Here is a 25,415-nt window from a genome sequence, read left to right as displayed (position 1 = left end):
CATGATGGCTTTGCGCGTTTTGTATGTCGATGACGACCCGGCTCTGGCGCGGCTTTCCAGCCGCGTTCTCGGTCGTCACGGTATGGAGGTGGTTCATGCCACCTCCGTAGCTTCCGGCCTCGAGCTTTTTCAAAACGGGCAGTTCGATGTTGTCGTTCTCGATCACTATTTCCAGACCGCGACGGGCATGGAATTTCTTGCCGCGATCCAGACGATACCGGCAAGGGCGCCAGTTCTCTATGTGACGGGGTCCAACGAGGCCCAAATCGCCATAGATGCGCTCAAGGCGGGTGCTGCCGACTACGTCATCAAGAATGTCGGGGACGACTTCTTTCCGCTTCTGCTTACAGCCATCGAGCAGGCATTGGAAAACCATCGCCTGCGCCAAACGAAGGAAGAGGCCGATCGTTTGCTGGTAAAGGCCAAAGAGCACGCGGAAATGATGGTGAAGGAGATGAACCATCGTGTCGCGAACAGCCTGTCGCTGGTGTCGGCGATGATCCGTCTGCAAATAAACACCCTGAAATCGCAGGAAGCGGAAACCGCGTTATTGGAAACGCAAAGCAGGATTTCGGCCATCGCCGGCGTGCACCGTAGCCTCTATAATACCGCCAATGTCGGATTGGTCTCCCTGAGTTCCTATCTGACCTCTATCATCGGCGACCTGTTCCAGGCGGTGCCCGGCTCTTCTTCCGTCACGGTCGAGACTTCGCTTTGCGAAATCGATCTCAAGGCTGATCATGCCGTGGCGCTTGGTGTCATCATTACCGAGCTTCTGACCAATGCGCTGAAATATGCCTATCCTGACCAGACCGGTACGGTTCGCGTCAAACTCTCCGAGGATAGTGGGCAGTTTGTTCTGCTGGTGGAAGATGACGGCGTCGGCGTGTCGTCGGATTCGACTCCGCGTGGCACAGGCCTCGGTACCAAGCTGATCATGGCGATGGCGCAGAATATCGGTGCACGTGTCGAGCAGACCCATACACATCCCGAGCTGAGGCAGGGAACGCGTTTTACTATGACATGGCATGAGAAGCGGTAAGGATTGATTTTCCGCTCTCACCAGCGCCAGTAATGAGAGCCGCGCAGAAGCTTCGCTCAGGCGATGCTAAAACCGGTTTGAAACCTCACAGATGCCGCGCGGTGCCGACAGCGATGACTGGGCCGGTTGCCTGACCGGTCGGAGAGCCTCCGAAGGGTTCCACGCTGATTGCGAAGGTCGTGCCATCCGTTATGGTGCCGCGCATGTCGGCGGGAATGATGAGGTCGCCGTTCGTGCCCGGCTGGAAAACGCCAAGCGAGCGGGTCTTGCCGCCATCCATGACGAGCCACAATTCCAATGATTTTTCGTCCGTCTTGCCGGTTGCGACCGGTACGATACGCATCCGGCCCGATTCCGCATCGTAGGACGCGAGGAGATTGACCTGACTGTCGGTTGTCGCAAGCTCGGCCACAAGCGGGGTGGTATCCGGCCGTTGGTCGGGGAACGCAGCATAGACGACGGCAGCGACGGCGGTTGCGCTGGTGGCGACTGATATCCAGCGCCAGAAAGGCGCGGAGTTCCAGAGACTGCCATTGGTATTGACAGCCCTGCTGCCAAACAGGCGCTCTTCGATGCGGGCAAGGACAGTCGGGCTCGGTGTCTGTTCCTGATACTCGGCGTTGAAGTCGGAAAACTCCGTTTCCCAGCGCTGCACGAGTTGCGCGAAGGCTTCCTCGTCCTGGATGCGCCTTTCCACCTCGCGGCGCTTTTCGAGCGGCAGAACGCCCAGCACATATTCGCCGGCGAGGATTTCGTCGCGCGTGTGCATTCCGCCACTCTGGTCGCCCGTTGTCATCGCTGCATGCACTCTCTGAGTTTGAGAAGACTGCGCCGGAGCCAGGTTCTGACCGTGTTCAGAGGCACGCGCAATTCGTCGGCGAGTTCAAGATAACTCAAACCTTCGACATAGGCACGACGTACCGCCTGTGCGTGCACAGTCTCAAGTTCCCGCATGCAGTCATCGATCCTGCGGCCTTCATCCACCAGAACGACCTGCTGCTCGGGATCGCGGATGCTCTCATCAACGAGATCATAGGCCTCGTCAATGTCATCGCTTGCGGGTTTACGCGCACGGATGGTGTCTATCGCGTGGTTGCGGGCGATGGTGGCAAGCCATGTCGCCGGTTTGCCGGCGCTTACGGCAAATGTTCGGGCGCGCTGCCAGACCTTGATATAGATTTCCTGCAGCGCCTCTTCGGCTTCCATTTTGTCCCGCAGGATTTTTAGGCAGATCGCAAAAAGCTTCGGGCTTGTTGCCTGGTAAAGCGAGACGAATGCTGAACGATCACCCATGCCGACGCGGTTGATAAGCGTTGCGATCTCTTTGCCCTGCATTCGAACCTTCCTTGCTGTCCTTCCTTTATAGGGTCGTCTTTCGGAAGAAGACAAGAGATGCTTGGGGCGTTCGCTACATGGACTCCCTTTGAGCGTCGGGCGCAAGCCGCAGGTTATGACAAGTGTCATGACAGACCCGCCGAGTTTTCAAGCGGGCCGATGAGGCGGACCGTGACGAGATAACCGATGATGGCCGCTGCCGCCGAGACGAAGGTTCCCCACAGTAGATCGGCAACAGTCAGGGTGGTGGACCAGTTCTTCAGTGTGGCCTGATTGGTCAGATCATAGGTGGCATAGGCCATGAAGCCCACCGCTGCGCCATAAAGCAGAGCCGTGGTCCATTCGCCCGAAATCAGAGCCGGACGAACGGCGAGAAAAGTGAGGCCGGCGGCGTAGATGAGATAAAAGACGATTGCCGGAGCAAGGCGGAAATTTTCCGCCAGAAGATCGCCGATGGCTGGCCGGTAAAGACGCGACGCCATGGTGCTCAGCCAGATGAAATCGATCACCAGAAATGCGATGAGGGTGAAGGAATAAGCGGCAAGGTATGTCTTCATCGGTGTTTCCTTTGCCTTTGATCAGGCGACGTTTTTTTCGGGATGACGAGAATAAAGAGAAGCGATTTGAGTATGCGCTAGTCGATCCTGGTCCAGCTTATGCCCTTGCACAGCAGGCCGGCGACGATGCAGCCTTTCGTGGTCATGTTATTGCCCGCGACCGTCACCGTTATCTTGTAGGATTTTTCCCGTTGCGGGTCGAAGGCGGTGCCGGAATAGCTGCCCGCCTCGCTCTGCTTGATGTCCATGATCAGGCGATCACCGGTCTTTTCTTTTGCGGTGCCAGGTTTGATCCATGTATTCGTGGCGCATATTTTCTCGCCGCAGGGCGCGATCAGCACTTTCGCCTTGCCGTCGCCGCGCGCCCAGTTTCCGTCAATCTCGCCTGCTGCCGCACCGAGGCCCGCCAGCGTCGGGAAGAGGGCGGGTACAATTGCCAATCTGCTGATTTTCATTGTCTTTCTCCGCTTGTTCGCCCCGCCTCATCCGTGTTCTATCGTGTATAGGCCGACATTTATGGTTCCCTCGGCAAAACCCGCTTCGCAGTAGCAGAGGTAATAGTCCCACAGCCGCCGGAAGCGCTCATCGAAGCCAAGCAGGGAAATCGTTTGCCATCGGGCGTGAAAACGCTGGCGCCATTCCGACAGTGTGAGCGCATAGGACTGGCCGAAAAGCTCCGTCTCCGTGAGTTTCAGGCCGGTTTGTCCCATGGCTTTTTCAAGCGCTGAATCGGAGGGCAGAAAACCGCCCGGGAAGATGTATTTCTGAATGAAATCGGCCTTGCGCCGATAGGTGTCAAAGCGGCTTTCTTCAATGGAGATAATTTGCAGCACCGCACGGCCGCCGGGTTTCAGGCAGCGTTTCAGCGTTTCGAAATAGCTTGGCCAATAGGCTTCGCCGACAGCTTCAAACATTTCCACCGAGACGATATTGTCGAATTGACCCTGCACGTCGCGGTAATCCTGCAGCCTGAGATCGATCCGGCCCGCGTTGTTTTCTTTCTCCGCCGCATTTTCTGCCCAGCGCAACTGGGAGGGGGAAAGGGTGATGCCGGTCACGTTTGTATTGTGCTGCGTGGCGAGATGGATGGCGAGTGCACCCCAGCCGCAGCCGATTTCGAGTACGTTGTTATTTCCGGTCAGCTGTAGCTTCTCCGCAATGCGCTCGAGTTTCTTGCGTTGCGCGGCCTCAAGGCTGGTGGTGGTTTCGTCGAAAATCGCCGAGGAATAGAGCATCGTGGGATCGAGCCACTGCCGGTAGAACTCGTTGCCAAGATCGTAATGCGCCTCGATATTGCGGCGGCTGCCGCGTCTGGTGTTGGCATTCAGCCCGTGTGCAAGCCGGTTGATGAGACGCATGGGCAGGCTGCCGCGCATCGACCTTGCAAATGCCTCGCGATTTTGAGCGGCGAAACGGATGAGCGCTGGCAGGTCAGGCGTAGACCAGTCATTTTCGATGAAACCTTCCGCAAAGCCGATATCGCCGTTGACGAGCAGCCTGCGGATGGCCCGCCAGTTATGCAGCACGAGAATGGCTTCGCTACCTTCCGAATCGCCCGATTTTTCGATGTTTCCACCGCCAGGAAGGGTTACGCGCAGTCGGCCGCGCTCGATATTGTTCAGCAGCCGGCTGATGAGCCATGTGCCCATGCCGGCACGACCGTTGAGGCGAGTGCCCTGCGTCGATAATTCAGAGAGATTTTCAAACGGGGTCATGAATTCTGGCCTCGATTTGCGACGATGATGGATGAACGAATGAGACGGGTTCGGCGGGCGGCGGCGGACGTTTTTTGAGCCGCACGCCTTTCAGCCAGATTTTAAGGGCTTCCCAGTGAATGCCGAGAACGACCTTGAGCGTCAGGAACGGGATGGTGACGAAGGCTTTGAGCAGAGCGCGATCGGTCAGCTCGACGCGCCGGGCAAGATGACGGGCCGTCAGGACCACGCCGTCATCGTCGAAAGTTTCGATGACGATCTTCAACCTGTCACCTGGCGGAATGACGCGGAAAACATAACGTAGGTCCATGTCCATGAAGGGCGAGACATAGAAAGCCTTGTCGCATCGCTGGACGATCTCGGTCTCTTTGCCGGCCTCCACCGGGATCAGATAGGAATGCCGTTGCCCGAAGGTGTTATCCACCTCCCAGAGGATGGCTTTCAGCGACGTGTCGCGCCCATAGCAGAAGAACACGCTCAGAGGGTTGAAAGCCCAGCCGAGCAGGCGCGGCATGGTGAGAAGGCGAATAGGCCCTCCATCCACGGCGATACCCGCCGCCGTCATCGCTGTCTCTATCTGCCGGCGCAGGCCAATCGCGCTGCCGTCGCCACGGTCCCTGCGATGAAAAGAGAAGAGGTTGAACCGGTCCACGGAAAAAAACCGCAATTTCCGGTCGAGCGTCTCAAGTTCATCGAGATCGAGAAGCAGCGAATAAATCCGGTAGGCCAGTTTGTGGATTTTCGGCTTGAAGCGCGCATGGGTCACATTGCCCGGAAAAAGCGCTGACGTGAAGGGAGGCGTCATGCTGTCGCCTCCATGAGTTTCGTGTCCGTCGCAATGGTTTTCAAATCCAGGCGAATGATCCGGCCGCTATCGTCGGCAACCTTCCATGGCCGTGTCACCCCGCCTAGATCTTCGGCAACCGCAAGCCCGGCCTGAAGTCCGTCCTCGTGAAAACCCGATCCGAAATAAGCGCCGCAGAACCAGGTGTTTCGCAGGCCCTGCAAAGCCCAAAGCTCCTGACGCATCTGCTCTGTGCCGGCGTCGAAAACGGGATGGTGATAGGTTTCCTCGGCGATGATCTTTCCTTGATCCGGTTCCCGGACCGGGTTCAGCGTTACGAAAGTGTCCGGGGTTTCTCCCAGCGGCTGAAGCCTGTTCATCCAGTATGTGATGCTTGGCTGGCCCGCCTTAATGCGCGTATCGGCAACATAGTTCCAGCTTGACCAGGCAGCGCGGCGACGGGGCATGAAACTGCTGTCGGTGTGAAGCACGGCGCGGTTTTTCGTATAGCCAAAGGCGCCGAGGATGCGCTGTTCAGCGGGCGAGGCGTCCGTGAGCATATCCAGCGCCTGATCTGCATGGGTTGCCATCACCACGTCATCGAAGCGGGCAGTTTTCCCGTCCGCGGTGGTGAGTTCGACGCCGCGCGGAAGGCGGCGAATGCGTGTCACCGGTGTCGAGAGGCGAATTCGATCCGCAAATGGCGCCGTGATGCGTTTTACATATTCGCGCGAGCCACCGACAACGGTGCGCCAGACCGGTCGATCGCGCAGCAACAGCAGGCCGTGATTGCGGCAGAATTTGATAAAATGCGCAGCCGGGTAACGGCCGACCTCCATGGCCGGCGTGGACCATATGGCTGCCGCCATGGGGTAAAGATGATCGTCGCGGAACGCCGATCCGTACCGGTTGTGCGTGAGATATTCGTCGAGCGATATATTGCCCATCAAATGCAGGTCGCGAGGGGCATTGCGGTAAAACCGAAGGAGGTCCGCAACCATCGCCCAGAAACGTGGTCTGAGCACATTTCTCTTCTGTGCCAGCAGGCCAAGACCGGTTCCACCGGAATATTCAAAGTCGCCATTGTCGAGGGAAACGGCAAAAGACATGTTCGACGCTGCGGTCTGTACGTCAAGCGTTCGAAAAAGCGCGGTGAGATTGGGATAGGTCCACTCGTTATAGACAATGAACCCGGTATCGACATGAGCCGGTCCTTTATCCGTATCGAATGTCACCGTGTTGCTGTGGCCGCCGACGCGATCAGCCGCCTCAAAGACCGTGACATCGTGCCGTTTCGACAAAAGCCACGCTGCCGACAGGCCGGAAATTCCTGTTCCCACAATTGCGATGCGGTACCGGCTATCTTTTTGTCTCGTTTCCGTGTCGGTCATCTATCCTCGCCATCGCATTACAGAAATTTGCCTTGGGACAGCGCAGATACGAGGGAGGGGGCGGATAAGTTTCAGCGGCTGGTGTTTTTTTGGAATCTTTTCCGAAACCTGAAACTCTTTTGCCGGTTCGGTCGTATTTGCCATCACGAAACCCGGTCTCCATCTGTTCAAACCGTGAGTGAAGTAGTGATGTTGTCTGTGATCCTGACGCTTGCCATTCTCATGTCGCTTCTGATGGCAGGCGCGTGGGCGCTGCAGAGAGCAACCGGTTCTAGCGGCTGGATCGACACCGTCTGGTCGGCGAGTGTCGGGTTTGGCGGAGTTTCGGCAGTTTTATTCGCGGAAGGAGACGGCTGGCGGCGCGCGGTCCTATTTTCCCTTGTCGTCGTCTGGTCGTTGCGACTTGCCGGGCATATAGGCATGCGCACGCAGGGCGGTGGAGAAGATCCCCGTTATGCAAAGCTCATCAAGCAATGGGGCAGCGCAGCCCCTCTCAGACTTTTCATCTTCCTCCAGATACAGGCCATTGCCGCTTTCGTGCTCGTTCTTGCGGTTTATCTCGCTGCCGGCAACGGCCAGGGTTTTCCGCGTCTCATCGATATTTTCGCCACGGCGGTCGCTTTTGCCGCACTGGCCGGTGAAGCGCTCTCGGATGCCCAGCTTTCAAAATTCAGGAAAACGCCGGAAGCAAAAACCGGCGTCTGTGAAACCGGCCTTTGGCGTTATTCCCGCCATCCCAATTATTTCTTCGAATGGCTTTTCTGGTGCAGTTTCCCGCTGCTCGCCGTTCAGGAGCAGGTCTTGTCCTGGGCGTCGCTTGCTGCACCCATCATGATGTATTGGCTGCTCGTCCACGTCTCCGGCATTCCGCCGCTTGAAGAGCACATGCTGAAATCGCGCGGAGAGAGGTTCCGCGTCCTGCAACGCCGCGTCAACGCCTTCTTTCCGGGCCCGCGCAAGAACGAGGAAACGCCATGAATATGCTCGCCTTCGCCATCAATGCCGCAGAACGCGCACCGCTCACTGACGCGGTCACACTGGCCGGTATAGATATGCTCTGCGTGCGAACGAAACGGCGGCTTGCAAATATTCCCGATGATGCCGAATTGGCCTTTGCGAAGGATATGGCGACGTTTCCCATAGCCAGCCACACCGACGAGGCGAACAGACAACATTACGAAGTCCCAGCGGAGTTTTTCTCGCTGGTTCTCGGAGCGCAGCGCAAATATTCCTGCTGTTATTATCCCGACGCCACGACGACGCTGGATGAAGCCGAGACCGTGGCGCTTTCCGAGACAGTGGCCCATGCCGGGCTGCGTGATGGCATGGATATTCTGGAACTCGGCTGCGGTTGGGGTTCGCTTTCCCTGTATATGGCGGGCCGATTTCCCAATGCGCGGATCACATCCGTTTCGAACTCAGCATCGCAGCGTGACTACATAATCGGCTGCGCCCGGGAGCGCGGCTTCTCCAACCTTTCGGTGGTAACCGCCGACATGAATGATTTCACGACAGGCAATCGTTTCGATCGTGTCGTGTCGGTGGAGATGTTCGAGCACATGTCGAACTGGCAGATGTTATTCGCGCGGGTTCGTTCCTGGCTGCAGCCGGAAGGCAGGTTCTTCCTGCACGTCTTCAACCACCGTGACCGATCCTACCGTTTTGACCACAATAATCCGGCAGACTGGATCGCCCGGCACTTCTTCACCGGCGGTATCATGCCTGCCTTCGATCTTCCCCATCGTTTTGGGAAGATTTTCACTGTAGAACAGGACTGGCGATGGTCCGGTCTACATTATCGACGGACAGCTCTTGATTGGCTGGCGAATTTTGACCGGGAGATTGACCGTGTCCGGCCGATCCTGAAGCGCGTTTACGGAAACGACGCGAGACTGTGGGAACGCCGCTGGCGACTTTTCTTCCTCGCAACCGCCGGGCTGTTCGGGCATCAGGGTGGGGAGGTCTGGGGTGTCGGACATTACCTTCTGATGCCCAGTTAAGTTCGAAACACTAAAAAAAGGCGCAGTGTTCGCCCTTGAAAATCGAAGACAACCGTTAAACGTTGATTTTGCGCCGTTTTGCCTTATCTGCTCTCCATTGCAGGCATGTTCACCCGCAATCATTTTCGCTGCTTCGACTTGCCGATGATCGGCATGATCGTGCGAACGTTTCATTTCACGCCATGTTCAGGGCGCGCACCAGCTATTCTTTACAATTGAGGTCAAGGGCCGGTCATGGTTCCATGCCGGACGCGTAGCTGATTCCTCCCCGTCGATGCCAAACCGCGATCCGAGAGGCCCATGTCGATTTCAGATACGATTTTTCGCCCTTTCGAGACGCTGATACGGCCGCTCGACATTCCCTTCCGGCCGCTGCCGTCGAAAGGCCCCGTCGCGGTGCTGTTGCATTTCATTGAGATGTTTCGCGGCGTCCTCATTGCTCTTGCCCTGTCGTCCATGGCGGTGGAAGCCATCAACCTGTCGATCATCTGGGGATTGTCCGTTATCGTTGATGGCGTGACGCCGCAGGGGGCGGAGGCTTTTCTGCGCGATGAATGGCCGCTGCTTACCGTCCTTGGGTTGTTGATCTTTCCCGCCATGCCGGTGGCTTCGTTTCTTCTCAATACGCTCAATTCGCACACGCTCGGCATCGCCATGCCGGTGGCCATCCAGTGGCAGGGCCACAAGGCCGTGGAGCGGCAGGATCTGGCATTTTTCCATGAGCTCTACGCCGGACAGGTCGCCTCGCGTCTTTCGCAGGTCTCGTCAGCCGTTCAGCAGCAGATCATCAACGCATTCCAGATCGGACCGCGTTTTCTGCTGCAGATGATCGGCTCTCTTGCGCTTCTTGCCGCCTTGTCCTGGCAGCTGGCGCTGCCGGTGTTCATCTGGATCGTGCTGAATGTGGTTCTCGCCGTCAAACTGGCTCCCGTCTTCACGGAACGGTCACGCCGGTCGGCGAAACAAAAGAGCCTTGTCTCGGGCGCGATTACCGATCTCTACAGCAACATGCAGATGATCAAGCAATTCGCTGCCGAAGACAGCGAGGCGGGCGCAATCCGCCGCATTCTGAACAAGGCGGTGCAGACGCAGCACAGGGAGCAGCGTGTCTACCGCGCGTCTGAGCTGGTCGTGGTTGCGCTCAACATGGCGTTGTGGCTGGCGATCCTGTCGGTGGGGTTTTCCGGTCTGGTGAAGGGGGTCATCACGGTCGGAGAATTCGTCGGCGCGGTCTATATATTGCAGCGGCTGTCAGGGCACACATTCACCTTCCTGCAGATGGGCCAGCAGATATTCCAGGCGATCGGCACCATCAAGGATGCCATGCCTGTGATGACGACGCCGCCGACCATTACCGACAGGGCCGGTGCGGCGGAGCTGAATGTCGCGCGTGGAGATATCGATTTCAACCATATCCGCTTTGCTTACAAGTCCGGCAGACCGGTGATCGATGATCTGTCGCTCAAGGTCCGCGCGGGAGAGAGGGTCGGGCTGGTGGGCCTGTCTGGCGCGGGAAAAACGACGCTGGTCAATCTGCTCCTGCGGTTTTACGACATTCAGGATGGCGCCATCTGCATCGACGGTCAGGATATTCGCGAGGTCACGCAGATGAGCCTGCGCCGCAATATCGGGGTGATTGCCCAGGATGTGGCGTTGCTGCACCGGTCGGTTGGCGACAATATCCGCTACGGGCGACCAGAGGCGACGCGGGAGGAGGTGGAGCAGGTGGCGAAAGTGGCGAAGGCCGATGCCTTCATCGCCGATCTCGCCGATAGTGAGGGGCGAAAAGGATATCTCGCTTTTGTCGGAGACCGTGGCATCAAGCTTTCCGGCGGGCAGCGGCAGCGGGTCGCCATTGCGCGCGTGCTGTTGAAAGACGCGCCTATCCTGATCCTCGACGAAGCCACCTCCGCCCTTGATAGCGAGTCCGAAGCCGCCATTCAGGACAAGCTCAATCTGGTGATGGAGGGCAAAACGGTGATTGCCATTGCGCACCGCCTGTCGACCATTGCACGAATGGACCGGATCATCGTGCTGGATCATGGCCGGATTATCGAAGAGGGCAGGCCGGAGGAACTGGTCGAGCAGGGCGGGCTGTTTGCGCGGCTCTGGAAACGCCAGATCGGCGGGTTTATTCCGGAAGACGAGTGATCAGCAGACGCCGCATTGGGGGACGCCGAGGCGATAAGCCGGTTGGCGTGGCGAGCGTTCAGACTGCATCGAGCGCTGACTGGATTCGCAGTTTCTCCGCATCCAGTTCGCTCAGCCTTCCCATATGCGCCGTGATTTCCTCAAAGATCGAGGTGCGATCCGTTTTCGACAGACGCTCCACGCGACGCAGGGCTGTAATGACCTCGATCAGGTCAATTCGTTCCTGCTCAAGCTTTTCCAGATTCCACAACATCGCGTTTTCTCCGTTGGCACACGGTTCAAATGGCCAGATGGGAGAAAGGTTCAAACCGGTAGAATTTAAGGTAAATTTTATCTTGTCGGAAACGGCGCGGCCCGGGCCGCAGCCGAATCAATAGGGCGAGAGACATTGCATCCGTGTGCCGCCAGCCGCCATATAGCTGTTGTCGGTGGGATGGTAGGATGTGTAACGCGTCGCACACCATTTTACATGGTTGATCTCGGCCTGCGACAGGGCGTAACCGTTGGGCGTGGCCCCTTCGCCTTTTCCTGCCGCAAAGGCTGAGGCGGGATAGCCCCGCTGGTCTGAAGTCTGCGCCTGTTCCTGTGTCTCATAGGCCGGCTGTATGAGGCTCAGAGCATGGGCGGGCACGACGGAAGCGGCAGATATTGCGACGCCAAGAGCGAGCGCGGAGATAGTCTTCGGCATCCTCAACATCGATAAATCCTCGTTATTCGTTCGGTATGCTAACGAAAACTTAGGAAATTCGTTCCGGTGAAGGGTTGACCTCACACGAACACGTGATTCTTGGGATTGGGTGCTGGGGATGCATCCGGCTCCTGCGACGGGGTCTTCAAGATGACGGCGCCGTGCCGGCTTCACCACGAAGATGGTGTGTCCGGTGAGCAAGTGCCGTGCCCCGTCGATCTGAGTTTCCGTCTCTACCGCACTGCTCGTTGACAAGCGGAAAATCCGGTCAGATAGTCGGCCGGCAATCATGCACACGGGAGTCTTCAATGTTGAACAGGGTTGTCATTCTCTCATCCTTTGCGCTGCTGGCATCGGCGGCGTTCGTCTCCCCCGCAGCCGCACTCACCATGAAGGAGTGCAGCGTGAAGTATCAGGCGGCGAAAGCCGACGGGTCCGCCAAGGACGTCAAGTGGAACGACTATCGCGCCAAGTTCTGCGGCAGCGAGGCGGCCGCTGAGGATGCGGCCGACGACAAGCAGGTCGCGGCCACCACCGAAAAAGAACCCGCAAAAGCGACGATAAAAGCCCCGAAGGGCGTCGCTTTCCCGAGTGCTATCGATAAGAAATATTCAAGCGAGACGCCCGGAAAGGCCCGCCTGAAAACCTGCGTCGACTCCTACCACAAGAACAAGAGTGACGGCACGCTCGGCGATCTGAAATGGATCCAGAAGGGCGGCGGTTACTGGAGCCTGTGCAACACGGCCCTGAAGAGCTGAGGCAGGGCGGCGGGCCGATCCGCTGCTCCGGTATTGGCGCGTTATCCGAGATAGATTCGGATAACGCGTAGGCCGTTCGGTCGCGATCGTTTGCCCCGCATCGCCTTTGCCTATGGCTCCTTCGCTGCCCTTGCTGGCATGTGAGGATATGACGGCCCATCCGCGATCAGGACCTGTTCGCGGATGAACCTGTTTCTCGATGGGGTGAAACTCGCTAGATGAGGCAACCCCGTTTTAGGGCGGGTAAAAACTGCGAATGGCTTGCGATTCAATCTATTGATAGAACGAGTTGACCCTGCGGCTTGATCCGCATCCAGCAATTCAACGGCTACGGCTGTCCGATGACGGCTCGCCGGCAATGTGGGCGGATGACCAGACGATTTCGAAACTATCTCACGGTGCTGGCCATATCGCTGCTGATGTGGACGGTGATCCTTGGCGTCGTTTATTGGCTGTTTCGATAGGTTTCGCCGCAGTTTGCCGGCCCGAATGAAGGTACCCGCATGGCCTGTGCGGCGATAGATCTGCCGCATGTTTGCAAGGTTGGCTTTCCCGGAAATTTGATAGGCGCGAGGCGGCGGCCCCATTTCGGCTTTGCTGGCATGACCTTATGATCCGGTCACATCAGGAAAGGATCATCATGAATAAAACCGTTGCCGCGATATCTCTTGCAGCTTTCTCCGTATCGCTCGCTACCGGCGCCATGGCTGAAGACCTGGTGATTCCGCTTCCGAAGGACACGACGGTCGAAAAGGTGGAGACCGTCTATCAATGCGTCGCCGACAAGGTGGAGGCCGTCTATTTTAATGCGGGCGAGGTCAGCCTCGTGCGACTGGGGCTGAAGGATGGCGTGACGGTCGCCGCAAATGTCATTTCGGCCTCGGGCGCCAAATATCAGGGCGGTATTTATGTCTGGTGGTCGAAGGGTGACGAGGCGGATCTTTACGATCTGATGGCGGACCCGGAGATGAAAAAGCCGGTTCATTGCGTGGACGTGAAGAAATCCTGAGCGCTGGACTTTCCCTCAAAGGAGCGGCGGCAGGGCGGTTCCTGAAAACCTTGCCATGCCGCCGGTCAGCGTGGGAGTGCGCGCGCGGCGCGTTCAGCCAAGAACGAGCGACGCAAGAAGCGCCAGCAGGATAAGAGAGCTGGCGACAACACCGAGCCTCACCCTGCGAAGGCGGCGGGTACGACCGCCGCTCCAGTCATAAGCCATTGGCAGCTTTACCTTTCTTTTTATTATTATGACTTATTGACTAGCTCCCTAGGCTTGCCCGTGGCTGACCTCAACTGTCAGAAACCACCAGCGAGAATTCACGATTTCCCTGTCTTCTCCTGATGTTGCAGCAATTGCGACGATTGATTCTTCCTGTTCTGCAACGGCGAAACCGGGTGAGGGATTTGACGGTCGCAGGTCACGAAAAAGGCCCGGAAACTGGCGTTTCCGGGCCTTGTGCAAAAGCGTTTCTACTGGCGGTGTCAGCCGAGATAGGCCTGGATATAAGGCAGAACCTCGAGCGTGCCGTGGTAGAGCATGTTGAGCGCCACATAGATGATGACCATGAGGCCGAGGTAGGAAATCCAGCGATAGCGGTGCAGGAGCTTGGCGACGAAGTTGGCGGCGAGGCCCATCAGCGCGATCGATACGACGAGGCCGATGATCAGCACCGTCACGTGTTCCTGCGCAGCGCCGGCGACGGCAAGGACGTTGTCCAGCGACATGGAGACGTCGGCGATGACGATCTGGGTCGCGGCCTGGAAGAAGGTCTTGTGACCCTTGGTCAGGTCGGCCTCTTCGTCGGTCACCTCGTCTTCGATGGAACCTGCGGCGTCACGCAGTTCCGTCCACATCTTCCAGCACACCCAGGCGAGCAGCAGTCCGCCGAATAATTGCAGGCCGACAATGGCAAGAAGCTGGACGGTGACGGCGGCAAAGCCGATGCGCAGAACCGTGGCGGCGATGATGCCGACCAGGATCGCCTTGCGGCGAAGATGAGCAGGCAGACCGGCGGCGGCAAGGCCGATGACGATGGCGTTGTCGCCCGCCAGAACGAGGTCGATTGCAATGACCTGCAAAAATGCCGTGAAACCGGCAGCTGTGAAGATTTCCATGGGATAGTCCTGAAACGGATAGAGATGTCGCGAGGGAAAAGCGACGGATCGAGATATGGCATGGGATGGCGCGCGCGCCGGATTCCAATCGCCCGTCTCCCCCCGGCGATGGAATGCACTTAAGCCATCATGCCGGTGCAGGTAAAGAAGTTGTGATAGAAATATCTTGTTTAGTGATTAGCTAGGCTGACGGAGGGGGGCTCCCGGCCGACGTCTGCCTCACCCTCGCGAGGGTTTAAATGTCGCAAACCAGACACCATATACAGGCCTCAAGGCACGCTTAAGGCGCGCGCGAAGACGCTTTCATAATTAAGTCTTGCGCATTCGCTTACAAAGCCTTAAACGGCGACACCAAACCGGTGCGCCGGGGAAACTACTTCACGTTCACAGGAAGCAATTCACATGGCAAAGAGCAAGTTCGAGCGCAATAAGCCGCACGTCAACATTGGCACGATCGGTCACGTTGACCATGGCAAGACGTCGCTGACGGCAGCAATCACGAAGTTCTTCGGCGAGTTCAAGGCGTATGACCAGATCGACGCGGCTCCGGAAGAAAAGGCTCGTGGTATCACGATCTCGACGGCACACGTTGAATACGAGACGCCTGCCCGTCACTACGCGCACGTCGACTGCCCCGGCCACGCCGACTACGTGAAGAACATGATCACCGGTGCTGCCCAGATGGACGGCGCGATCCTGGTTTGCTCTGCAGCTGACGGCCCGATGCCGCAGACGCGCGAGCACATCCTGCTCGCCCGTCAGGTTGGCGTTCCGGCGATCGTCGTGTTCCTCAACAAGGTCGACCAGGTTGACGACGCCGAGCTTCTCGAGCTCGTCGAGCTTGAAGTTCGCGAACTTCTGTCGTCCTACGACTTCCCGGGCGACGACATTCCGATCATCAAGGGTTCGGCACTTGCCGCTCTTGAAGATTCTGACAAGAAGATCGGTGAAGACGCGATCCGCGAGCTGATGGCTGCTGTTGACGCCTACATCCCGACGCCTGAGCGTCCGATCGACCAGCCGTTCCTGATGCCGATCGAAGACGTGTTCTCGATCTCTGGCCGTGGTACGGTTGTGACGGGTCGCGTAGAGCGCGGTATCGTCAAGGTTGGTGAAGAAGTCGAAATCGTCGGCATCCGTCCGACGTCGAAGACGACGGTTACCGGCGTTGAAATGTTCCGCAAGCTGCTCGACCAGGGCCAGGCTGGCGACAACATCGGTGCACTCGTTCGCGGTGTTACCCGTGACGGCGTTGAGCGTGGTCAGATCCTGTGCAAGCCGGGTTCGGTCAAGCCGCACAAGAAGTTCATGGCAGAAGCCTACATCCTGACGAAGGAAGAAGGCGGCCGTCATACGCCGTTCTTCACGAACTACCGTCCGCAGTTCTACTTCCGTACGACTGACGTGACCGGCATCGTGTCGCTTCCGGAAGGCACGGAAATGGTTATGCCTGGCGACAACGTCACCGTTGAAGTCGAGCTGATCGTTCCGATCGCGATGGAAGAAAAGCTGCGCTTCGCTATCCGCGAAGGCGGCCGTACCGTCGGCGCCGGCATCGTGGCTTCGATCGTCGAGTAATCTTCGGGCCTGAAAAGGCTTGACGGAAACCCCGCTGGAGACAGCGGGGTTTTTTGTTTTGTATTGCGCGTTAGGGGGAGGGTGGCTTTCGCTTCCCTGTCCGGGCTGCTACTTCGTTGCCGGGGAGATGATGAGGAGTATCATGAAGAAGCGCGTTCTATTTACCGGTGGTTCCGGCAAGGCCGGCAGGCATGTGATCCCGTGGCTTATCGACAAGGGTTATGAGGTCCACAACATCGATCTCGTTCCGCTCGACAGGCCGGGCGTCACCAATCTCATTGTCGACATCACCGACAGTGGGCAGGTCTTTAATGCCCTGTCCATGCACAGGAACTTTGCAGAGCTCGAAAGCGGGAAGGGTGTTTTGCCCTATGATGCGGTGATCCACTTCGCCGCGGTTCCGCGCATTCTGATAAAGCCCGACAATGAGACGTTCCGCATCAATACAATGGGAACCTACAACGTCATCGAGGCTGCGGTGAAGCTTGGTATCCGCAAGATCGTCATCGCATCGAGCGAGACCACCTACGGGGTCTGTTTTGCCGAGGGCGAGAAGGATTTCCACCATTTCCCGCTTGAGGAAGACTATGATGTCGATCCGATGGATTCCTACGGGCTGTCGAAGGTGGTGAACGAAAAGACGGCACGGGCATTTGCCGAGCGAAGCGGATGCGACATTTACGCGCTGCGAATCGGCAATGTCATCGAGCCGCATGAATATGAGAAGTTTCCCGGCTTCTTCGCCCGTCCGGAAACGCGCAAACGCAATGCCTGGGGTTACATCGATGCGCGCGATCTTGGCCAGATCTGCCATCTGTGCATCGAAAAGGACGGCCTCGGTTATCAGGTCTTCAACGCCGTCAATGATACAGCGACAGCGACGGTCCCCACGCGCGAGCTTGCGCAGACTTATTTCCCTGACGTGCAATTCCGCCGCGAGATCGGGGATCATGAGGGGTTGATCTCCAACCGCAAGATTCGCGAGGTCCTGGGCTTCAGCGAAGAACATGACTGGCGGAAATACGTTAAAACCTGAGAGGCGCAGGATTTTCGGGGGCGGAGTGGAAAAAACAAAAAACACACTTGCCATTCCTTTCCCTGCACCTTAAAGGAGCGCATACCGAATTGGCCAAGCGATTTCGCGGCCGATTCAGGTGCTGAAGGGGTATAGCTCAGTTGGTAGAGCGGCGGTCTCCAAAACCGCAGGTCGGGGGTTCGAGCCCCTCTGCCCCTGCCACTTTCCATTCGCAAGCGCGGTTTTCGCTGCATGGCAGATGGGGCCGGATTTCCGGCGAATTTCGCCGAATGTCGATTTCCTCTTGTTAAAAGTGGAATCGGTGTTTATGTAAGGTCAAAACAGACACGCGGTGCGTGGGGCTGATTAGTTCGGCTTTACGCGCCGTAATTGCGTGGGCAGTCAATGGCATCCAAAACCAATCCGTTTACGTTTCTGCAGCAGGTTCGCGCCGAAGCGTCAAAAATCACTTGGCCGTCGCGCCGCGAGACCATGATTTCGACGGCTATGGTGCTGGTGATGGTCATTTTTGCGGCTCTGTTCTTCTTTGCTGCTGACCAGCTCATCGGCTGGGTGCTTAGCCTCGTGCTGAACGTCGGCCGGTAACGGATTGAACGGAGAATAAAAAAATGGCAGCGCGCTGGTATATCGTTCACGCATATTCGAATTTCGAAAAGAAGGTCGCTGAGTCGATCGAAGAGAAGGCCCGTCAGAAGGGTCTTTCTCATCTGTTCGAGAAAATCCTCGTGCCGACCGAAAAGGTTGTCGAGGTGCGTCGTGGCCGTAAGGTCGACAGCGAGCGCAAGTTCTTTCCAGGTTACGTGCTGGTGCGCGCCAACCTGACGGATGAGGCCTATCACCTCATCAAGAACACGCCGAAGGTTACCGGTTTCCTCGGTTCGGACAGCAAGCCTGTTCCGATTCCCGATTATGAAGCCGAGCGTATCCTCGGTCAGGTTCAGGAAGGTGTCGAGCGTCCGAAGTCTTCGGTTTCGTTCGAGATCGGCGAGCAGGTTCGCGTTTCCGACGGTCCGTTCGCGTCGTTCAACGGCGTGGTTCAGGATGTCGACGAAGAGCGTTCGCGCCTGAAGGTGGAAGTTTCGATTTTCGGCCGCGCTACGCCGGTCGAGCTGGAATACAATCAGGTCGAGAAGGTCTGATTGGCGGGGCAAGACCCCAAGCGCGTGGAAGGCAAACTGGCTCTTTAAGCCGGAGCAGGGCGCCGCACCACGCAACCGCAGCCGCCGGAGCAATCCGGCTTAAGAGAAGCCGGGTAACCGGTTTGAATTGAAAGGCAGAGAGATATGGCTAAGAAAGTTGCAGGCCAGCTCAAGTTGCAGGTAAAGGCCGGGGCGGCCAATCCGTCCCCGCCGATCGGTCCGGCACTTGGTCAGCGTGGCATTAACATCATGGAATTCTGCAAGGCGTTCAATGCCGCCACGCAGGAAATGGAAAAGGGTATGCCGATTCCGGTCGTCATCACCTATTACCAGGACAAGTCCTTCACCTTCGTCATGAAGCAGCCGCCGATGACGTATTGGCTGAAGAAGGAAGCCAAGATCACCTCCGGTTCCAAGACGCCTGGCAAGGGCGCCAAGATCGGCTCCATCACCAAGGCTCAGGTCAAGACGATCGCAGAAGCCAAGATGAAGGATCTGAACGCAGCCGACATCGAAGGCGCAATGGCAATGGTTGAGGGCTCCGCCCGCGCCATGGGCCTGGAAGTGGTAGGTTGATCATGGCCAAGGTAGCAAAGCGCATTCAGAAGATCCGCGAAGGTGTGGATCCCAACAAGCTTTACGTTCTCACCGACGCCATTTCGATGGTCAAGGAACGTGCTGTCGCCAAGTTCGATGAAACCGTTGAAGTTTCGATGAACCTCGGCGTTGACCCGCGCCACGCGGACCAGATGGTTCGTGGCGTTGTCAACCTGCCGAACGGCACGGGCCGTGACGTTCGCGTCGCCGTCTTCGCACGCGGCGCCAAGGCTGATGAAGCCACGGCTGCTGGCGCTGACGTTGTTGGTGCAGAAGAACTGGTTGAAATCGTTCAGGGCGGCAAGATCGACTTCGATCGTTGCATCGCGACCCCGGACATGATGCCGCTCGTCGGCCGTCTCGGCAAGGTACTCGGCCCGCGTGGCATGATGCCGAACCCGAAGGTCGGTACGGTGACCATGGATGTTGCCGGCGCCGTCAAGGCGTCCAAGGGCGGCGCTGTCGAGTTCCGCGTCGAAAAGGCCGGTATCGTACACGCTGGCGTTGGCAAGGCTTCGTTCGACGCCAAGGCTCTTGAGGAAAACATCAAGGCTTTCGCCGATGCCGTCATCAAGGCAAAGCCGGCTGGCGCCAAGGGCAACTATGTCAAGCGCGTCGCCATTTCCTCGACCATGGGTCCGGGCGTCAAGATCGACCCTTCGTCGGTTACGGCTTAATCAATTCTCGCGCTTCCCAAGGGAAGTGTGAATAAAAGAATTTCCGGCTCCCAGGAGCCGGAGATTTCCGGGGAAACCCGGAACTCCTGTCCGAGATTGCGGGTGGCCATTTCCTTCGGGGCCTGGCCTTAATCATTCAACCTGCATGAGACGGGTGAGGCTGGATTTGAGGCATCTGCTGATGCCTGACTGTCCGGTTCGAACCTGGTGTGCCTGTGCCTGAAGCCGTTTGCGGCGACAGAGCGGGGGACAGGATCCTCGAGCGTCGCTCGGGATCTTTGTAAAAAGGTCCCTTGGGGCAAAGGCAAACCCGACGGGTTCACAATCATGTGGTCCCGTCTACTGGAGACAGACAGTGGAAAGAGCGGAAAAACGCGAATTCGTCACGGAGCTGAACGAAGTCTTCAAGGCTTCCGGTTCGGTTGTCGTGGCCCACTATGCTGGTGTCACCGTTGCGCAGATGAACGACTTCCGTTCGAAGATGCGCGCTGCCGGAGGCACCGTCAAGGTCGCGAAGAACCGCCTGGCCAAGATCGCTCTTCAGGGCACGGAGTCGGAAGGGATGACAGATCTCTTCAAGGGCCAGACGCTGATTGCATACAGCGTCGACCCTATGATCGCTCCGAAAGTCGTCATGGATTTCGCAAAGACCAACGACAAGGTCGTTGTTCTCGGTGGTTCCATGGGTGCAACCACGCTCAACGCCGAAGCAGTCAAGTCGCTTGCGACCCTGCCTTCGCTGGACGAGCTGCGCGCAAAGCTGCTGGGCCTTCTCAATGCCCCGGCAACTCGCGTCGCTACGGTTGTCGCCGCACCTGCAAGCCAGCTGGCACGGGTGTTCTCGGCTTACGCCAAGAAGGACGAAGCCGCTTAAGGCGGTTTTTCGCTGTAAATATTCAAACTGGTTCGAACTGAACAAAAGGAACTATCAAAATGGCTGATCTCGCAAAGATCGTAGAAGACCTCTCCACCCTGACCGTTCTGGAAGCTGCAGAACTGTCCAAGCTTCTCGAAGAAAAGTGGGGCGTTTCCGCCGCTGCTCCGGTAGCTGTTGCTGCTGCTGGCGGTGCTGGCGTTGCTGCTGCTGTTGAAGAAGAAAAGACTGAATTCGACGTGATCCTGGTTGACGCTGGCGCCAACAAGATCAACGTCATCAAGGAAGTCCGCGCTATCACGGGCCTCGGCCTGAAGGAAGCCAAGGACCTCGTTGAAGGCGCTCCGAAGGCTGTCAAGGAAGCTGTTTCCAAGGCTGAAGCTGCTGATCTCAAGAAGAAGCTTGAAGAAGCCGGCGCTAAGGTCGACGTTAAGTAATCTTGCGATTGCTGGCGGGAAGGGGCTTCATGCCCCTTTCCGTCGTCATCGTTTTTAAAACCCATTACCCAAAAGCCGCGTGAAAATGGCTTTTGGGTAATGGGTTCTTCAAGAGAATGGTTCCGAACCGGCTCATCTAGGCAATCCGGCCTGATCGATCCGGGATGTGGAACGAGATTGATGACACCCATTGCTTGACGGGATCGACTGGCCATCGGTTCCCGTCCGTTGCAGGCCCGGATGCAATTTTTAAAGGAGCGACGATGGCTCAGACCCTTTCGTTTAACGGTCGCAGGCGCGTACGCAAGTTTTTCGGCAAAATTCCAGAAGTAGCGGAAATGCCGAACCTCATCGAGGTTCAGAAGGCTTCGTACGACCAGTTTCTCATGGTTGACGAGCCCAAGGGTGGCCGTCCCGACGAGGGATTGAATGCCGTATTCAAGTCCGTATTCCCGATCACCGATTTTTCCGGCGCCTCCATGCTCGAATTCGTGTCCTACGAATTCGAAGCGCCGAAGTTCGACGTAGAGGAATGCCGTCAGCGCGATCTGACCTATGCAGCGCCGCTGAAGGTGACGCTGCGCCTCATCGTGTTCGATATCGATGAAGATACGGGCGCGAAGTCCATCAAGGACATCAAGGAACAGTCCGTCTACATGGGCGACATGCCGCTCATGACCAATAACGGTACGTTCATCGTCAACGGCACCGAGCGCGTCATCGTTTCGCAGATGCACCGTTCGCCGGGCGTGTTCTTCGATCACGACAAGGGCAAGAGCCATTCTTCCGGCAAGCTGCTTTTCGCTGCCCGCGTTATCCCGTATCGCGGTTCCTGGCTCGACATCGAATTCGACGCCAAGGACATCGTCTATGCGCGTATCGACCGTCGCCGCAAGCTGCCCGTGACCTCGCTCCTGATGGCGCTCGGCATGGACGGCGAAGAAATCCTGTCGACCTTCTATACCAAGGCTACCTACGAGCGCGCCGGTGACGGCTGGCGTATCCCGTTCCAGCCTGACGCGCTGAAGAATGCCAAGGTCATCACCGACATGATCGACGCCGACACCGGCGAAGTTGTTGTCGAGGGTGGCAAGAAGCTGACCCCGCGCCTTATCCGCCAGCTCGTCGACAAGGGCCTGAAGGCGCTTAAGGCGACTGACGAAGACCTCTACGGCAACTTCCTGGCCGAAGACATCGTCAACTACGAGACGGGTGAAATCTATCTCGAGGCCGGCGACGAAATCGACGAGAAGACGCTTGGCCTGATCCTTCAGTCCGGCTTCGATGAGATTCCGGTTCTCAACATCGACCACGTCAATGTTGGCGCCTACATCCGTAACACGCTCTCCGTTGACAAGAACCAGAACCGCCAGGAAGCGCTGTTCGACATCTACCGCGTCATGCGTCCGGGCGAACCGCCGACCATGGACTCCGCGGAAGCGATGTTCAACTCGCTGTTCTTCGATGCAGAGCGTTACGATCTCTCGGCTGTTGGCCGCGTGAAGATGAACATGCGTCTCGACCTCGATGCGGAAGACACCGTGCGCACGCTGCGCAAGGAAGACATCCTCGCCGTCGTCAAGATGCTGGTCGAACTGCGCGACGGCAAGGGCGAAATCGACGACATCGACAACCTCGGCAACCGCCGTGTTCGTTCGGTCGGCGAGCTGATGGAAAACCAGTATCGTCTGGGCCTTCTGCGCATGGAACGTGCGATCAAGGAACGTATGTCCTCGATCGAAATCGACACCGTGATGCCGCAGGACCTGATCAACGCGAAGCCGGCAGCTGCCGCCGTTCGCGAATTCTTCGGTTCCTCGCAGCTGTCGCAGTTCATGGACCAGGTGAACCCGCTTTCGGAAATCACCCACAAGCGTCGTCTTTCGGCTCTTGGACCGGGTGGTCTGACCCGCGAGCGCGCCGGCTTCGAAGTCCGCGACGTTCACCCGACCCACTACGGCCGTATTTGCCCGATCGAAACGCCGGAAGGCCCGAACATCGGTCTGATCAACTCGCTTGCCACCTTTGCCCGCGTCAACAAGTACGGCTTCATCGAAAGCCCGTACCGCAAGATCATCGACGGCAAGGTGACGACCGACGTTATCTACCTCTCCGCCATGGAAGAGGCCAAGTACTACGTCGCACAGGCCAATGCTGAACTCGATGGCGAAGGCGCCTTCGTTGAAGAGTTCGTTGTCTGCCGTCACTCGGGCGAAGTTATGCTCGCACCGCGCGACAACATCAACCTGATGGACGTTTCGCCGAAGCAGCTCGTTTCGGTCGCGGCGGCTCTCATTCCGTTCCTGGAAAACGACGACGCCAACCGCGCTCTCATGGGCTCGAACATGCAGCGTCAGGCCGTTCCGCTTCTGCGGGCGGAAGCGCCGTTCGTCGGCACAGGCATGGAACCGATCGTTGCCCGTGACTCCGGCGCTGCCATCGCGGCTCGCCGCGGCGGTGTCGTCGACCAGGTCGATGCGACGCGTATCGTTATCCGCGCTACGGAAGAACTCGATGCCGGCAAGTCGGGCGTTGATATCTACCGTCTGCAGAAGTTCCAGCGTTCGAACCAGAACACCTGCGTCAACCAGCGTCCGCTGGTCGCCGTCGGCGATCTCATCTCCAAGGGTGACATCATCGCTGACGGTCCGTCGACCGACCTCGGTGACCTGGCGCTCGGCCGTAACGCGCTCGTCGCGTTCATGCCCTGGAACGGCTACAACTACGAAGACTCGATCCTGATGTCGGAACGTATCGTTTCCGACGACGTGTTCACCTCCATCCACATCGAAGAATTCGAAGTGATGGCGCGTGACACGAAGCTTGGTCCGGAAGAAATCACGCGCGACATTCCGAACGTTTCGGAAGAAGCGCTGAAGAACCTCGACGAAGCCGGTATCGTTTACATCGGTGCGGAAGTTCAGCCGGGCGACATCCTCGTCGGCAAGATCACGCCGAAGGGCGAAAGCCCGATGACGCCGGAAGAAAAGCTTCTGCGCGCCATCTTCGGTGAAAAGGCTTCCGACGTTCGCGACACCTCCATGCGCATGCCTCCGGGCACGTTTGGTACCGTTGTGGAAGTCCGCGTCTTCAACCGTCACGGTGTGGAGAAGGATGAGCGCGCGATGGCAATCGAGCGCGAAGAGATCGAACGTCTGGCAAAGGACCGCGACGACGAACAGGCAATTCTCGACCGTAACGTCTACGGCCGCCTGATCGACATGCTGCGTGGTCACGTTTCCATCGCCGGTCCGAAGGGCTTCAAGAAGGGCGTCGAGCTTTCCAACGCCGTCGTCTCCGAATATCCCCGCTCGCAGTGGTGGATGTTTGCAGTCGAAGACGAGAAGGCCCAGTCCGAACTGGAAGCGCTTCGCGGCCAGTACGACGAATCCAAGTCGCGCCTTGAACAGCGCTTCATGGACAAGGTCGAAAAGGTCCAGCGCGGCGATGAAATGCCTCCGGGCGTCATGAAGATGGTCAAGGTCTTCGTTGCTGTGAAGCGCAAGATCCAGCCGGGCGACAAGATGGCCGGTCGTCACGGTAACAAGGGCGTCGTCTCGCGTATCGTTCCTGTCGAGGACATGCCGTTCCTCGAAGACGGCACGCATGTCGACATCTGCTTGAACCCGCTCGGCGTGCCTTCGCGCATGAACGTCGGCCAGATCCTCGAAACCCACCTCGCATGGGCATGCGCAGGCATGGGCAAGAAGATCGGCGAGATGCTCGAAGAGTATCGCAAGACGATGGACATCAGCGAGCTTCGCACCGAGCTCACCGAAATCTATGCGAGTGAATCGCATGATGAGGTGCAGCGCTTTGATGACGAATCGCTGGTCAAGCTTGCCGAAGAAGCCAAGCGCGGTGTTTCCATCGCGACGCCGGTCTTCGACGGTGCGCATGAGCCTGACGTCGCCGCGATGCTGAAGAAGGCAGGTCTGCATGAATCCGGCCAGTCCGTCCTTTATGACGGTCGTACCGGTGAGCCGTTCGACCGCAAGGTCACCGTCGGCTACATGTACATGATCAAGCTGAACCACCTTGTTGACGACAAGATCCACGCTCGCTCGATCGGTCCTTACTCGCTCGTTACCCAGCAGCCGCTGGGCGGCAAGGCGCAGTTCGGCGGACAGCGCTTCGGGGAAATGGAAGTCTGGGCTCTGGAAGCATACGGCGCGGCTTACACGCTGCAGGAAATGCTCACCGTCAAGTCGGACGACGTGGCGGGCCGCACCAAGGTCTACGAGGCGATCGTCCGTGGTGACGACACGTTCGAGGCCGGCATTCCGGAGAGCTTCAACGTTCTCGTCAAGGAAATGCGGTCGCTCGGTCTTTCGGTCGAACTGGAAAACTCGAAGATCGAGAACCAGCCCGACGACCAGCTGCCCGACGCGGCGGAATAAAATGAGAGAGGCGGGCGCCTTTTTGGGCGCCTGCCGGTTCCTCCGGCAGCCTGCGGTTGCCGAGGGACACTTTCGCCGCATTGTGCGGTTAATCCGTATTTAAAGCTCTGGACGGTGACCCGGGAAGAAGCCGGTCCAGATGCA

Annotated in this window: 25 protein-coding genes and 1 tRNA gene; 16 read left to right on the top strand and 10 right to left on the bottom strand. The window is 57.8% G+C overall.

Annotated elements, in window-relative coordinates:
• Nucleotide 1: 1 nt before the first annotated feature.
• Nucleotides 2–1,042, top strand: coding sequence for a sensor histidine kinase (locus MRBLRC7O_RS08185; protein ID WP_003507655.1), 1,041 nt, complete (start codon nucleotides 2–4; stop codon nucleotides 1,040–1,042).
• Between the two features lie 85 nt (nucleotides 1,043–1,127).
• Here MRBLRC7O_RS08185 and MRBLRC7O_RS08180 read toward each other — a convergent pair whose 3' ends face one another.
• The 7 genes from MRBLRC7O_RS08180 to MRBLRC7O_RS08150 all read right to left on the bottom strand — a co-directional run bounded on the left by MRBLRC7O_RS08180 (nucleotide 1,128) and on the right by MRBLRC7O_RS08150 (nucleotide 6,824).
• Nucleotides 1,128–1,838, bottom strand: coding sequence for an anti-sigma factor (locus MRBLRC7O_RS08180; RefSeq protein WP_003507657.1), 711 nt, complete (start codon nucleotides 1,836–1,838; stop codon nucleotides 1,128–1,130).
• Nucleotides 1,835–2,377 carry a sigma-70 family RNA polymerase sigma factor gene (locus MRBLRC7O_RS08175; RefSeq protein WP_003507660.1) on the bottom strand — a complete coding sequence of 181 codons (543 nt, stop codon included), beginning with the start codon at nucleotides 2,375–2,377 and terminating at the stop codon, nucleotides 1,835–1,837. The genes MRBLRC7O_RS08180 and MRBLRC7O_RS08175 overlap by 4 nt, the downstream gene beginning before the upstream one ends.
• Before the next feature lie 125 nt (nucleotides 2,378–2,502).
• A complete protein-coding gene (locus MRBLRC7O_RS08170; protein WP_003507662.1) occupies nucleotides 2,503–2,934 on the bottom strand; it encodes a DUF2177 family protein in 432 nt (143 codons plus the stop codon).
• A gap of 77 nt (nucleotides 2,935–3,011) precedes the next feature.
• The gene (locus tag MRBLRC7O_RS08165; RefSeq protein WP_003507664.1) at nucleotides 3,012–3,389 is read right to left on the bottom strand and encodes a DUF2147 domain-containing protein; all 378 of its coding nucleotides are present in this window, start codon (nucleotides 3,387–3,389) and stop codon (nucleotides 3,012–3,014) included.
• A 27-nt stretch (nucleotides 3,390–3,416) separates the two neighbouring features.
• Nucleotides 3,417–4,649, bottom strand: a complete 1,233-nt coding sequence (locus MRBLRC7O_RS08160) for an SAM-dependent methyltransferase (RefSeq protein ID WP_080866266.1) — start codon at nucleotides 4,647–4,649, stop codon at nucleotides 3,417–3,419.
• Complete coding sequence (locus MRBLRC7O_RS08155; RefSeq protein ID WP_060723326.1) at nucleotides 4,636–5,454, bottom strand: DUF1365 domain-containing protein; 819 nt, start codon at nucleotides 5,452–5,454, stop codon at nucleotides 4,636–4,638. The genes MRBLRC7O_RS08160 and MRBLRC7O_RS08155 overlap by 14 nt, the downstream gene beginning before the upstream one ends.
• Nucleotides 5,451–6,824: an NAD(P)/FAD-dependent oxidoreductase gene (locus tag MRBLRC7O_RS08150; RefSeq protein ID WP_003507671.1), complete on the bottom strand. Its 1,374-nt coding sequence runs from the start codon at nucleotides 6,822–6,824 to the stop codon at nucleotides 5,451–5,453. Before MRBLRC7O_RS08150 ends, MRBLRC7O_RS08155 begins: the two co-directional genes overlap by 4 nt.
• 189 nt (nucleotides 6,825–7,013) lie before the next feature.
• On the opposite strand from MRBLRC7O_RS08150, the gene MRBLRC7O_RS08145 reads away from it, so the two are divergent.
• The 3 genes from MRBLRC7O_RS08145 to MRBLRC7O_RS08135 all read left to right on the top strand — a co-directional run bounded on the left by MRBLRC7O_RS08145 (nucleotide 7,014) and on the right by MRBLRC7O_RS08135 (nucleotide 10,975).
• Entirely contained in the window at nucleotides 7,014–7,802 is a 789-nt protein-coding gene (locus MRBLRC7O_RS08145) for a DUF1295 domain-containing protein (protein WP_003507673.1), read from the top strand.
• Nucleotides 7,799–8,824 (top strand): SAM-dependent methyltransferase, encoded by a 1,026-nt coding sequence (locus tag MRBLRC7O_RS08140; protein WP_003507675.1) that lies wholly within the window; start codon nucleotides 7,799–7,801, stop codon nucleotides 8,822–8,824. Before MRBLRC7O_RS08145 ends, MRBLRC7O_RS08140 begins: the two co-directional genes overlap by 4 nt.
• Before the next feature lie 300 nt (nucleotides 8,825–9,124).
• Complete coding sequence (locus MRBLRC7O_RS08135) at nucleotides 9,125–10,975, top strand: ABC transporter ATP-binding protein (protein WP_112539529.1); 1,851 nt, start codon at nucleotides 9,125–9,127, stop codon at nucleotides 10,973–10,975.
• A gap of 58 nt (nucleotides 10,976–11,033) precedes the next feature.
• Here the strand turns inward: MRBLRC7O_RS08135 and MRBLRC7O_RS08130 are convergent, their stop codons facing one another.
• Nucleotides 11,034–11,228, bottom strand: coding sequence for a hypothetical protein (locus MRBLRC7O_RS08130; protein ID WP_003507677.1), 195 nt, complete (start codon nucleotides 11,226–11,228; stop codon nucleotides 11,034–11,036).
• 117 nt (nucleotides 11,229–11,345) lie between these two features.
• Nucleotides 11,346–11,672 carry a BA14K family protein gene (locus MRBLRC7O_RS08125; RefSeq protein ID WP_080866265.1) on the bottom strand — a complete coding sequence of 109 codons (327 nt, stop codon included), beginning with the start codon at nucleotides 11,670–11,672 and terminating at the stop codon, nucleotides 11,346–11,348.
• A gap of 299 nt (nucleotides 11,673–11,971) precedes the next feature.
• Between MRBLRC7O_RS08125 and MRBLRC7O_RS08120 the strand changes: the two genes are divergently transcribed.
• Together MRBLRC7O_RS08120 and MRBLRC7O_RS08115 are read left to right on the top strand one after the other, a co-directional pair.
• Complete coding sequence (locus MRBLRC7O_RS08120; RefSeq protein ID WP_003507679.1) at nucleotides 11,972–12,421, top strand: hypothetical protein; 450 nt, start codon at nucleotides 11,972–11,974, stop codon at nucleotides 12,419–12,421.
• A 640-nt stretch (nucleotides 12,422–13,061) separates the two neighbouring features.
• Nucleotides 13,062–13,430, top strand: a complete 369-nt coding sequence (locus MRBLRC7O_RS08115) for an MliC family protein (protein ID WP_003507680.1) — start codon at nucleotides 13,062–13,064, stop codon at nucleotides 13,428–13,430.
• 470 nt (nucleotides 13,431–13,900) lie between these two features.
• Here the strand turns inward: MRBLRC7O_RS08115 and MRBLRC7O_RS08110 are convergent, their stop codons facing one another.
• On the bottom strand, nucleotides 13,901–14,533 hold the full coding sequence (locus MRBLRC7O_RS08110; RefSeq protein ID WP_003507682.1) for a TerC family protein: 633 nt from the start codon (nucleotides 14,531–14,533) through the stop codon (nucleotides 13,901–13,903).
• 402 nt (nucleotides 14,534–14,935) lie between these two features.
• On the opposite strand from MRBLRC7O_RS08110, the gene tuf reads away from it, so the two are divergent.
• From tuf to rpoB, 10 genes are all read left to right on the top strand, one after another.
• On the top strand, nucleotides 14,936–16,111 hold the full coding sequence (tuf, locus tag MRBLRC7O_RS08105; protein WP_003507684.1) for an elongation factor Tu: 1,176 nt from the start codon (nucleotides 14,936–14,938) through the stop codon (nucleotides 16,109–16,111).
• A gap of 142 nt (nucleotides 16,112–16,253) precedes the next feature.
• The gene (locus MRBLRC7O_RS08100; protein ID WP_060723319.1) at nucleotides 16,254–17,147 is read left to right on the top strand and encodes an NAD-dependent epimerase/dehydratase family protein; all 894 of its coding nucleotides are present in this window, start codon (nucleotides 16,254–16,256) and stop codon (nucleotides 17,145–17,147) included.
• A 125-nt stretch (nucleotides 17,148–17,272) separates the two neighbouring features.
• Nucleotides 17,273–17,348 (top strand) — tRNA-Trp (locus MRBLRC7O_RS08095).
• A 183-nt stretch (nucleotides 17,349–17,531) separates the two neighbouring features.
• Nucleotides 17,532–17,732: a preprotein translocase subunit SecE gene (gene secE / locus MRBLRC7O_RS08090; RefSeq protein ID WP_003507689.1), complete on the top strand. Its 201-nt coding sequence runs from the start codon at nucleotides 17,532–17,534 to the stop codon at nucleotides 17,730–17,732.
• Between the two features lie 23 nt (nucleotides 17,733–17,755).
• The gene (gene nusG / locus MRBLRC7O_RS08085) at nucleotides 17,756–18,286 is read left to right on the top strand and encodes a transcription termination/antitermination protein NusG (RefSeq protein WP_003507690.1); all 531 of its coding nucleotides are present in this window, start codon (nucleotides 17,756–17,758) and stop codon (nucleotides 18,284–18,286) included.
• Between the two features lie 144 nt (nucleotides 18,287–18,430).
• Entirely contained in the window at nucleotides 18,431–18,862 is a 432-nt protein-coding gene (rplK, locus tag MRBLRC7O_RS08080) for a 50S ribosomal protein L11 (RefSeq protein WP_003507702.1), read from the top strand.
• Between the two features lie 2 nt (nucleotides 18,863–18,864).
• The gene (gene rplA, locus MRBLRC7O_RS08075; RefSeq protein ID WP_003507704.1) at nucleotides 18,865–19,560 is read left to right on the top strand and encodes a 50S ribosomal protein L1; all 696 of its coding nucleotides are present in this window, start codon (nucleotides 18,865–18,867) and stop codon (nucleotides 19,558–19,560) included.
• 355 nt (nucleotides 19,561–19,915) lie between these two features.
• The gene (gene rplJ, locus MRBLRC7O_RS08070; protein ID WP_003519348.1) at nucleotides 19,916–20,434 is read left to right on the top strand and encodes a 50S ribosomal protein L10; all 519 of its coding nucleotides are present in this window, start codon (nucleotides 19,916–19,918) and stop codon (nucleotides 20,432–20,434) included.
• A 59-nt stretch (nucleotides 20,435–20,493) separates the two neighbouring features.
• On the top strand, nucleotides 20,494–20,871 hold the full coding sequence (gene rplL / locus MRBLRC7O_RS08065) for a 50S ribosomal protein L7/L12 (protein ID WP_003507708.1): 378 nt from the start codon (nucleotides 20,494–20,496) through the stop codon (nucleotides 20,869–20,871).
• Between the two features lie 263 nt (nucleotides 20,872–21,134).
• Entirely contained in the window at nucleotides 21,135–25,271 is a 4,137-nt protein-coding gene (rpoB, locus tag MRBLRC7O_RS08060; protein ID WP_080866264.1) for a DNA-directed RNA polymerase subunit beta, read from the top strand.
• The last annotated feature ends 144 nt before the right edge of the window (nucleotides 25,272–25,415 follow it).

Source organism: Agrobacterium radiobacter (assembly GCF_040801995.1).
Taxonomy (GTDB): domain Bacteria; phylum Pseudomonadota; class Alphaproteobacteria; order Rhizobiales; family Rhizobiaceae; genus Agrobacterium; species Agrobacterium radiobacter.
This window is presented reverse-complemented; position numbering and strand designations above follow the sequence as displayed.

What these genes read in the sequence shown, in the direction of transcription:
- rplK (WP_003507702.1), top strand. Translation starts at nt 18,431, where the DNA reads ATGGCTAAGAAAGTTGCAGGCCAGCTCAAGTTGCAGGTAAAGGCCGGG.
- MRBLRC7O_RS08150 (WP_003507671.1), bottom strand. Translation starts at nt 6,824, where the DNA reads ATGACCGACACGGAAACGAGACAAAAAGATAGCCGGTACCGCATCGCA.
- MRBLRC7O_RS08130 (WP_003507677.1), bottom strand. Translation starts at nt 11,228, where the DNA reads ATGTTGTGGAATCTGGAAAAGCTTGAGCAGGAACGAATTGACCTGATC.
- secE (WP_003507689.1), top strand. Translation starts at nt 17,532, where the DNA reads ATGGCATCCAAAACCAATCCGTTTACGTTTCTGCAGCAGGTTCGCGCC.
- MRBLRC7O_RS08100 (WP_060723319.1), top strand. Translation starts at nt 16,254, where the DNA reads ATGAAGAAGCGCGTTCTATTTACCGGTGGTTCCGGCAAGGCCGGCAGG.
- MRBLRC7O_RS08160 (WP_080866266.1), bottom strand. Translation starts at nt 4,649, where the DNA reads ATGACCCCGTTTGAAAATCTCTCTGAATTATCGACGCAGGGCACTCGC.
- MRBLRC7O_RS08155 (WP_060723326.1), bottom strand. Translation starts at nt 5,454, where the DNA reads ATGACGCCTCCCTTCACGTCAGCGCTTTTTCCGGGCAATGTGACCCAT.
- MRBLRC7O_RS08120 (WP_003507679.1), top strand. Translation starts at nt 11,972, where the DNA reads ATGTTGAACAGGGTTGTCATTCTCTCATCCTTTGCGCTGCTGGCATCG.
- MRBLRC7O_RS08125 (WP_080866265.1), bottom strand. Translation starts at nt 11,672, where the DNA reads ATGTTGAGGATGCCGAAGACTATCTCCGCGCTCGCTCTTGGCGTCGCA.
- rplL (WP_003507708.1), top strand. Translation starts at nt 20,494, where the DNA reads ATGGCTGATCTCGCAAAGATCGTAGAAGACCTCTCCACCCTGACCGTT.
- MRBLRC7O_RS08165 (WP_003507664.1), bottom strand. Translation starts at nt 3,389, where the DNA reads ATGAAAATCAGCAGATTGGCAATTGTACCCGCCCTCTTCCCGACGCTG.
- MRBLRC7O_RS08140 (WP_003507675.1), top strand. Translation starts at nt 7,799, where the DNA reads ATGAATATGCTCGCCTTCGCCATCAATGCCGCAGAACGCGCACCGCTC.
- rplA (WP_003507704.1), top strand. Translation starts at nt 18,865, where the DNA reads ATGGCCAAGGTAGCAAAGCGCATTCAGAAGATCCGCGAAGGTGTGGAT.
- MRBLRC7O_RS08170 (WP_003507662.1), bottom strand. Translation starts at nt 2,934, where the DNA reads ATGAAGACATACCTTGCCGCTTATTCCTTCACCCTCATCGCATTTCTG.
- MRBLRC7O_RS08110 (WP_003507682.1), bottom strand. Translation starts at nt 14,533, where the DNA reads ATGGAAATCTTCACAGCTGCCGGTTTCACGGCATTTTTGCAGGTCATT.
- MRBLRC7O_RS08135 (WP_112539529.1), top strand. Translation starts at nt 9,125, where the DNA reads ATGTCGATTTCAGATACGATTTTTCGCCCTTTCGAGACGCTGATACGG.
- MRBLRC7O_RS08180 (WP_003507657.1), bottom strand. Translation starts at nt 1,838, where the DNA reads ATGACAACGGGCGACCAGAGTGGCGGAATGCACACGCGCGACGAAATC.
- MRBLRC7O_RS08185 (WP_003507655.1), top strand. Translation starts at nt 2, where the DNA reads ATGATGGCTTTGCGCGTTTTGTATGTCGATGACGACCCGGCTCTGGCG.
- nusG (WP_003507690.1), top strand. Translation starts at nt 17,756, where the DNA reads ATGGCAGCGCGCTGGTATATCGTTCACGCATATTCGAATTTCGAAAAG.
- rpoB (WP_080866264.1), top strand. Translation starts at nt 21,135, where the DNA reads ATGGCTCAGACCCTTTCGTTTAACGGTCGCAGGCGCGTACGCAAGTTT.
- MRBLRC7O_RS08175 (WP_003507660.1), bottom strand. Translation starts at nt 2,377, where the DNA reads ATGCAGGGCAAAGAGATCGCAACGCTTATCAACCGCGTCGGCATGGGT.
- tuf (WP_003507684.1), top strand. Translation starts at nt 14,936, where the DNA reads ATGGCAAAGAGCAAGTTCGAGCGCAATAAGCCGCACGTCAACATTGGC.
- MRBLRC7O_RS08115 (WP_003507680.1), top strand. Translation starts at nt 13,062, where the DNA reads ATGAATAAAACCGTTGCCGCGATATCTCTTGCAGCTTTCTCCGTATCG.
- MRBLRC7O_RS08145 (WP_003507673.1), top strand. Translation starts at nt 7,014, where the DNA reads ATGTTGTCTGTGATCCTGACGCTTGCCATTCTCATGTCGCTTCTGATG.